The organism is Rhizocola hellebori, from assembly GCF_016862955.1.
GTDB classification, from domain to species: Bacteria; Actinomycetota; Actinomycetes; order Mycobacteriales; family Micromonosporaceae; genus Rhizocola; species Rhizocola hellebori.
On the sequence record NZ_BONY01000034.1, the window covers coordinates 86,944 to 95,697 of the forward strand.

The window sequence follows — 8,754 nt, forward strand, 5'->3', positions numbered from 1 at the left end:
TCCTGAGAGCTTCGCGGTTATCATGCGGCAGGTTTCTCGACCCGGATGCTGCAGGCGGTGTCCCGGGCCAACCGGGGCACCGCCCTGTTGGCGCTGTCACCTCACGCAGGGTCACCGCCCTGCCCTATTCAGGGCACGGCGCACTCGATCAGTCGTTGTCCGCTCCGCCGCGGAACGCTTCGTCAAGCTCGGAGTCGACGACGGGCCGCATTGCTTCGGCGATGGCCGCGAGCACGGCTGGGTTGGTCATGGCCGCCATCACGGCGGCGTTGATGGCGGCCTGGTCGATCGGGGCCGCCTGCACGGGCGGGCGGGAAAGCAGCTCGTTGATCTTCCGGGTCAGCTCGTACGGCTGCGGTGGCACCGTCGTGCCCTCGCCGAGTCCAAATTTTAGGTCATCGATGGACTCAAGACCCTTGGCGTTGCCCTTGAAAATGAAGTGATCTAGGTTGCAGACGCGCCGATAAAGATCGTCCTGCTCCTGCTCGGTTAGTGCCATGAAAGGTCCTCCTCCTGATATCAGGGCACGCAGTTCAGCGAGCGTGCCGCGGAAGGCGTTGGCGTCGCACATGGGCTGGTTGCCGATGATGGTTTGCGAGCCGTACTGCCAGAACGTGGGCATCCGGCCCGAATAGACCACCCAGCCCGGCCCGGTGTCGCCGCCCCGAACCCCGTAGGCGGTGTGGTAGCGCAGGACAGGGTCGGTGCCGTAGTTGGCGTTCCACAACAGGTGACTGGTGCCGGTCAGCTCGTTGCCGTACTGGCCCTTGGAGGCATAGATGACCGCCTTCCGGCCGGTGCGCTGCTCGACCAGGTCAGCAAACGCTTCACCCGCGCTGGCCGGCACCGTGTCGTAGGGCCATTTCTCGAGGTCGACCTGCAGAAACCAATCGCCCCAGCTGCGCCACCATGGCGTCTGGCTGTCCAGGTAGGACAGAAAGTAGTCGACCTGCGATGACACGCTGGGCGAGCTGCGTACCACGTGATAGGCGCCGAGAATAGGGATACCTGCATCGCGGGCGCGGCGCATCGCCTCGCCGTAATGTGAATGCCTTGTTGATGTTGCCTCGGTTGCCTTGTGGGTGAAGAACTGAATGCCGTCACGCGCGGCCGCGGCGAGGTCCATCGGCCCGCGGTCCCAGTCAAAATCTGAGGCATCCCACCCAAAGACGTTGGGGATGCTCGGATCGTCGGCCATCGGAATCACGCAACCTTCGTCAGTTTGAGATAGCTCCTACGAGTACCGACGTGTTGCCGGCATTGGCCGTGTTCTTCGCCCATCTTAAAATGTCGAGTGCCCGCGGTCGATCCCTGCAGATGACGATGCCCCGATCGTGAACAAGCGGCCGGCCCGCGCCGTGCCGCCCCTAGCCAGGCCCAGTTCGAGCCGGTTGTACAACATGGTCAGCACGCTCGGAGCTGAGGGCGCGCCCCTGGCCGGGGCACACCCTCAGTAGATGATGCGGCTACCAGGAGTCGTTGGAGTAGGTGCCCAATCGGATGAGGTCGATCGGGGTGAAGCCCGATGAGGTGTGCAGGAAGGTGGAACGGTCGAAAACGTCGCAGTCAATGCTGTCGTAATCGCAGTACAGGTAGCGGTACGTGCCGATCGGCGCGTCGAGCATCAGCATGTGCGCGTCGACCTGTGGCAGGAACTGCTGGCTGTCGAAGATGTACTTGTGCTGGAAGGCATACGCCTGAGGCGCCGCGCTGTCCTCGTCCACGACCGGATCGTCCATGAAGCCGAGCACTGTCCAGTCGGTGGCCATGTGCGACTGCGCGGCGTGGTCCAGCCAGCCTAGGAAAGCCGAGCCGGGGAACATGTCACGGCACTGGGTCGAACCGAGGCTGCACGCGGCCGCGCCGATCGTGCCGAGATGCGGCGTCGAAATGGTGACGACGTCCTCGACGTAGAGGTACGGCGGGAAGCCGGGCTCCTGGTGCGCTGTTCCGGTGAGCGCGCCCCGGATGAGCAGGCCGCCCATGGAGTGGGCCACCACGTCGATCGCTTGCCCGCGGCTGGAATACCGGTCGTAGATGTCCCAGGCGAGATCCTTGGATCGCTGCAGAAGCGGGACACTGCGATCGCCGGGCACCTTGACGTCACAGTTGGTGTCGATCGTGTAGTAGCAGTATGCGACGACATTTGCTACGGGCAGAGCGGCATCGGTGTTGGTCACGTATTGGGCGATGACGGTGTCCCAATACGTTCCCTTCGCGTTGATGCCGTTGCCGTGGAAGTCGTAGCCATGAATGAAGTAGACCGGCCTGTCATTCCCGTCGCTGCGGCCGGGCACCGGTGCCTTCACGCTGTGGCGGGCCCTGAGCGCGGTCGGCGCGTTGAGCGGGATGTCGCCGGCCGCGCCGTATTGCACCACGGAACGATCCTTGACGAACCATTCGCCAGTGGACGGATGGAAGACCGCTAGGTCAGCGTCGCCGTCGTCGTCGTAGTCGCCGGGAACCGGGATGTCGCTTGCCGCGCCATAGGTGTGGGCGGTGCTGCCGAAGATGAACCAGACGCCGGTCGCCGAACGGAAAACAGCGCGCTCATCGGCGCCGTCCCCGTCATAGTCGGCCGGAACCGGGGTGTCCCCGGCCTGTCCATAGACGACGCTGGTCTGCCCCCACACGTACCAGGTGCCATTGGAAGGCCGGAACACAGCGCGCTCATCGACGCCATCACCGTTGTAGTCGCCAGGAACCGGGATGTCTCCGGCCTGTCCATAGACGACACTGTTCTGCCCCCACACATACCAGGTGCCGTTCGAGGGCCGGAACACGGCGCGCTCATCGATACCGTCACCGTTGTAGTCCCCCGCAACCGGGATGTCCCCGGCCTGTCCATAGACCGCGTTGGGCAGTTTGGGCACGTACCAGGTGCCGTTGGACGGCCGCCAGAGCGCCCGCTCGGTAAAGCCGTCGCCGTCGTAGTCGCCCGGGACCGGGACATCGCCCGCAGTGCCACCTGTGGAGGCGCCCGGGCCCAAGGAGTACCAGGTGCCGGTGGAAGGGCGCCAGACCGCGAACTCTGTCGTCCCGTCGCCGTCGAAGTCAGCACCGGTAAACGGGTCCGCCATCGGCACGATGACCGGTGGATCGATTTCGTAGCCGGTGGAGCAGGTCACGGTCAGGGTCCCGGTCGATCGGCTCGATGAGCCGATCGCGTGGTAATGGCTGGTGCCGCTGAGGTTCCAGCACTCCGCCTCGATGCGGATCTTCCCGGCGATCCGGGAACAGGTGATCTTCGCTGTGTTCGCGCTGGGATAGCTGGCGCTTCCACAGGTCCAGCTGGCATTGCTCGCTTGCGCGGCGGTGGCGGGCCCGACGAGGGCCGCCGCCACCCCCGCGACAGCGGCGAGCCATCCCAGCTTTTTCGTCAAAGAAGACATGCGCCGACTATGGCGACGGCCACTTACCGCGGACTTACCAGTGCGGCCCACGCTGCCTACCATTTCTATTGTGGAGTTTCGGCTGCTAGGCCCATTCATGGCCGTCGACGGGGACAGCCGGTTGGAGCTGGGCAGGCGCAAGGAGCGCTGCCTGCTGGGTTTGCTTCTGCTCGAAGCAGGTCGTGTCGTGCCGCGAGAGCGGCTGTTCGAGCTGCTCTGGGACGGCCGGCCACCCGCGTCGGCGCGGGCGGCCCTGCACACCTATGTGACACGTTTGCGCGGTGGCTTGTCCGCTCATGGCGTACAAGTCGTGATGAAAGGCGACGGATACCTGGTCGAAGTGGATCGGGCGAGCGTCGATGTACACCGCTTCAGCGCCGCCTTGGCTCGTGCCCGCGGCATCGCCGACCCTTTGGACCGGGCGGCCGAGCTGGAGGAAGCCCTGCGGCTGTGGCGCGGGCAGCTGTTGGCTGACGTGGCCGGCGACGGCTTGCGCGAGCGGCTCGGCACGGCCCTGGAGGATCAGCGCCTGGAAGCGTTGGAGCTCAAGGCCGAGGCCGACCTGGCGCTGGGAAGGGCGGCTCAGGCGGCCGGGCAGCTGGCCGCGCTCAGCCAGGCGCATCCCACCCGGGAACGGCTCGTCGAGTTGCTGATGCTGGCCCGGTACCGGCAGGGGCGTCAGGTCGACGCGCTGGCGGCCTTTCGGGCGTTGCGCGAGCGGCTCGTGGCCGAGCTCGGTGTGGAGCCGACGCCGCAGCTGCACGCCTTGCATCGGCGAATCCTCACCAACGATCCCGAGCTGACCGCGGCAAGCCCGGTGGCGGCTCGGCGTTTCCTGCCGCGAAGCGTTCCCGGATTCACTGGACGCCGCGAGGAGTTGCTTACGCTAGACCGCATCGCTCGGGAGCAGCCAGACTCGAGCACCACCGTCGTGATCGGAGCGGTCACCGGGCTGGGCGGCGTAGGCAAGACCGCTTTGGCCGTGCGCTGGGCGCATCTGAGCGCGGATCGCTTCCCCGATGGGCAGTTCTACGTCAATCTGCGCGGATACAGCCCGGGCGAGCCGATGCGTGCGGCGGAAGCGTTGACCCAACTGCTGCGCGCTCTCGGCGTCGCCGCCGACCGGCTTCCGTCGACCGTGGATGAGGCGGCCGATCTCTACCGATCGCTGGTGGCGCAACGATCGGTGCTCATCCTGCTCGACAACGCCCTGTCGGCAGACCAGGTCCGGCCCCTGTTGCCGGGCGGACCTCGCAACCTCGTGCTCATCACCAGCCGCGACAAGCTGTCCGGACTGGTGGCGATCGACGGCGCCCGCCGGCTGACGGTGGCCGAGCTGACCGAGGCCGACGCGTTCGAGCTGTTGCGCCACGTCCTTGGCCGAAGCCGGGTCGAGGCGGAGCCGGAAGCCACCCGCGAGTTGTCCGCGTGGTGCGGTAACCTCCCGCTGGCGTTGCGCATCGCCGCAGCCACGCTCGCCGACGATCCACATCAGACGATCGCCGACTACATCACCGATTTGCGGAACAGAGACCGCATCGCGGCACTGGCCATCGCCGACGATCCGGCGCACGCCCTGACAACGGTTTTCGGCCAGTCGTACCGACATCTGTCCGAAGTGGACGGACGCTTGTTCCGCCTGCTCGGCCTGCTCACCTCCGGCGATTTCAGCTCGGCCGCGGCCGCAGCGCTCGCCGATCTCACCGTGCCCGACACCGAAGCCGCGCTCACCCGGCTCAGCCAGGCGCACCTGGTCACGCAGGAGCGACCCGGCCGGTTCGGCATGCACGACCTCGTCCGGGAATTCGCCTCCGGTCTGGCGCCGGGCGACGAATCGCACGCGGCGATGCGCCGGTTGGCCACCTGGCAACTGGACCGGCTGGCCGCGGTCGCTGAGATACTGCCCGGTTTCCGTGTGCGCCTCTCGGTATCGACCTCGGCCCCGTTCCCGACCGAGGCGGCAGCGACATCCTGGCTCGAAGCCGAAGCCGACACGGTGATAAGCGCGCTCACCTGCTACACCAAGGCCGGCTGGCACGACGACGTCTGGCACTTGGCCGGTCTCCTGCGCGAGCCTCTACGCCGATCGGGGCGCGCCGACGAGTGGAACACGGTGGCCCAGATCGGCCTCGACAGCGCGATCGAAGTCGGCGACGGGTACGGCGAAGCGTACATGCGAGACATGCTGGCCGGCTGCTATCAGGACAGACGCATGATCGCTGAAGCCGTCGCCGAGCATCGGCGGGCTCGGGCCCTCTACCTCCAAGTCGATGACCATCTGGGTGCCGCCAATTGTGCTGACGCGCTTGGGGTATTGCACCAACAGCTCGGCGATCTGGTCGAGGCCGAACAGCTGCACGGCGAGGCCCATGCTGCTCTCGGCTATCTGGAAGACCCGATTCTCGGCACCCATTCACGGATTCACTACGGCACGTTGCTGGGCAGGCTGGGCCGGTTGACGGAAGCCGCCGCACAATTCCGGCTCGCTTTGGCTGGGGCGGCGGCCATCAACGACCTCTTCCTGGCGTGCTTCGCCCATCACAACCTTGCGTTCGCTCTGCTGCGGATGCAGCGCCACGAGGAAGGCGCTCGCCACGCCCGAGCCGAGATCGAGCTGGCTCAGCTGGCCGGCAGTCTCGACCGCGCTGCCCGGGGTTGGGAGATGCTGGGCGACTGCCTGTTCGACGACGATCATCCACAAGCGATGGAGGCCTACCGGCGGGCGCTGGAGCTTTACGAGCGGCAGCGGGACAGCCAGGGTGAGGAGCTCCGCCATCGGATCGATAGACCACGTTAACTATCTCTAATCATTGGCATAGTTCGATGCCCTTGACAGCCCTGAATTACGGGCGGATGCTCGCCTATATCCTATCGGATCTACGATATTCTGGAGGCGATCGTGTCGTCCCGACTGAAACGCCAGCTCCCCAGCCTGGCCGTAGCCACGACAGCGGCAGCAGTGGCGTGGTTCTTGGTCATGCCCGTTTCGCAGTCGTCCGCAGCGACTGCGGCGACTTTCTATGCGTCGACGACTGGGTCCGGGGCGTCGTGCACCCAAGCGGCGCCCTGTTCATTGGCGGGCGCCCAGAGCGCGGTGCGCGCAAAGCTGATCGCCGATCCCGGCGCAGACGTGCAGGTTCTGCTGGCGGACGGCACCTATCGGTTGTCAAGCACCTGGAAATTCACCGCCGCCGACTCGGGCAGTGCGGGACACCCAGTGATATGGCGTGCCGCGCCCGGTGCCTTTCCGGTTATCTCCGGCGCCACTCGGGTGACCGGCTGGGTGCAGGAGGGCACGAGCGGCGTTTGGTCCGCGCCGGTCCCTGCGGCCAGCGAAACGCGGCAGTTGTACATCGATGGCCGCAAGGTGCCGGTGGCAGGTGCCTCGGCGTCGGACCTCGGCTGGAATGCAAGCTGGACAGGATCGTCGTCGGGATACAACATCAACGCCGACGCTGCCGCGAAGGCCTGGTTCGGCGCGCGATCGGCCGCCGAGGTCTCCAAGGTGGAGTTCGACTATCCCGGTGGCAATGGCCCATGGACCGAGTCGCGTTGCCGGGTCGCGAGCTACTCGGCGAGCTCAGCGACATTGACCATGGCCCAGCCCTGCTGGACGAACGTCACCAGCCGGGCCAGCTTCAGCCAGGGCAGCGGCGGTCTGCCGTCGATGTCGGTGAACACCAAGCCGTCACGGGTCGAAAACGCCAGACCGCTGCTCAGCACGGGTGAATGGTTCCTGGACGCGGCGGCGAACAGGTTGTACTACCAGCCCGAGTCGTTTCAGCAGATGCAAAATCTCGACGTGGAGCTGCCACGGCTGGAGTCGCTGCTCCAGGGCGCGGGCACGCTCGCGAACCCGCTGCATGACATCACGTTCGCTGGGTTGCAGTTCTCTTATGCGACCTGGAACGACCCGTCACGCTCGCACGGTTTCTCCGATGTGCAAAGCAACCTGCGCATCACCGAAGGCCGCAACCAAGGCATGTGTACGTTCTCGAACCCGGCGGGCACTTGTCCGTGGGGCGCATTGACCCAACCGCTGGCCAATGTCGCCTTCAGCGCCACCACCAATCTGACCCTGACCGGCAACCGGTTCGTCAACCTCGGCGGGGCCGGCCTTAGCGTCATGTACGGCGCGCGTAACACGCTCATTCAGGGCAACGAGTTCACCGGCATCTCCTCGACGGGACTGTTGCTCGGCTGCACCTACGACCCGACTCCGACGATCGCTTCCCAGGCGCAGGGGATCAAGGATCATTGCACGGCGGATGCCGCCGCGGTCAGCGGCGACAGCGTCGGGCTGAACGAAATCCTCACCAACACCACGGTGTCCGACAACGTGATCCACCACATCGGCACCGACTACACCTCCGCATGCGGGATCACGCTGTTGTTCTCCCGCGGCACGAAGATCACCAATAACGTTCTATACGATCTGCCCTACACCGCGATCACCGCCGGAGTCATTCAGGGTCACGTGGATCAGGCGACCACCCCGCAGAACTCCACCAACATCAACGAGAGCAACACCATAAGCAATAACCTTTTTCATGACTATATGTCGGTACGCAGTGATGGCGGCGCCATCTACGTAGAAGGTCACCAGGCCGGTTACGTCAACCGGGCTGACGGAACCATCGACCCGGTCGCGACACTCGCAAAGGGGCTACAGGTAAAGGGAAACGTTGCCTTCAACGGCCGCAACACCAACTTCACCTACTACGACGACGCCGGCGCTGAATGGATTAACTGGGAAGGCAACGTCGCTTTCGGAGCCGGGGGCGCGGCGCAGGGCGGCTGCAGCCCGACCGGCCACTTCTGGATCCGCAACAACTACTTCTCCGCTCCCACCCAGTCATACCCTTGCAATCAACCGGTCGACTCGAACGTTTCCGGCACCATCTCGATCCCGGCGACACCCTCAGCCTCTTCCATCCCCGCCAGCATCCTTGCCGCAGCAGGGCTGACCTCCGCATTTGTCGCACAGCCGAACGCAGGCGCCCCACAGGTCCGCTATATCTCCCCCACGAACGCCGCCCAGGCGCTCATCGGTGGGCACGGCTTCACCGCGCAGACACCGGTCTACGTGAAGAACGTGAGGGTCACCAACGTGCAGTTCGTCTCCGGCGGCTTCCTCATCGTGCCGATCCCGGCCGGGACCACCGCGGCCGACATCCGCGTCGGGGACAGTGGCGGACCGGTCACGCCGGGCCGCATCGACGACACCGACAGCCGCATCATCTACAGCGGTTTCACCGTCCAAGGTGGCCGGACGTTCGGCGACCTCAACGGCGACATCCACTACGCCACCGCCAACGGATCCACCGCAACCATGACCTTTACCGGCACCGGTATCGCCGTC

At 65.6% G+C, this 8,754-nt stretch carries 4 protein-coding genes; 2 read left to right on the forward strand and 2 right to left on the reverse strand.

What is annotated here, in order from left to right; all coding sequences use genetic code 11:
• Window positions 1–148 precede the first annotated feature (148 nt).
• Window positions 149–1,198 carry a GH25 family lysozyme gene (locus Rhe02_RS26205; protein ID WP_203911013.1) on the reverse strand — a complete coding sequence of 350 codons (1,050 nt, stop codon included), beginning with the start codon at window positions 1,196–1,198 and terminating at the stop codon, window positions 149–151.
• Between the two features lie 268 nt (window positions 1,199–1,466).
• The gene (locus Rhe02_RS26210; protein WP_203911014.1) at window positions 1,467–3,392 is read right to left on the reverse strand and encodes an alpha/beta hydrolase; all 1,926 of its coding nucleotides are present in this window, start codon (window positions 3,390–3,392) and stop codon (window positions 1,467–1,469) included.
• Between the two features lie 70 nt (window positions 3,393–3,462).
• Between Rhe02_RS26210 and Rhe02_RS26215 the strand changes: the two genes are divergently transcribed.
• Window positions 3,463–6,189: an AfsR/SARP family transcriptional regulator gene (locus Rhe02_RS26215; RefSeq protein WP_203911015.1), complete on the forward strand. Its 2,727-nt coding sequence runs from the start codon at window positions 3,463–3,465 to the stop codon at window positions 6,187–6,189.
• A gap of 297 nt (window positions 6,190–6,486) precedes the next feature.
• The coding region (locus tag Rhe02_RS26220; protein ID WP_203911016.1) for a right-handed parallel beta-helix repeat-containing protein at window positions 6,487–8,754 on the forward strand (2,268 nt) is incomplete at its 3' end.